This window comes from Pseudomonas sp. AC463 (assembly GCF_979253585.1).
Genome location: NZ_CEEDDZ010000619.1, coordinates 1 through 271 on the forward strand (window position 1 = coordinate 1; position 271 = coordinate 271).

The 271-nt window shown below is 64.9% G+C and carries 1 protein-coding gene; it reads right to left on the reverse strand.

The features are described from left to right. Positions 1 to 271 (reverse strand): glycoside hydrolase family 15 protein (locus AC0IYH_RS31695; RefSeq protein ID WP_471838222.1); only part of this gene is annotated, 271 nt, incomplete at both ends.

Here is a 271-nt window from a genome sequence, read left to right on the forward strand (position 1 = left end):
CGCGTACATGATGCGGATCGGGTTATCGGCATCCGCTGCCATCATCCGCTGGCCGACCCATTTCCGGAAATGCTCTGCCTCGTCGTAGAAGCCCAGCCGCATGAACGCATAGACGGTGAACGACGCATCGCGGATCCAGCTGGCGCGATAATCCCAGTTCCGTCCCGCCCCCGTGGCTTCCGGCAACGAAAAGGTCGCCGCCGCCGCGATCGACCCGTGCCGCCGCGACGTCAACAGCTTCAGCGCGAGCGCGGAGCGAAGGACTTCCTCG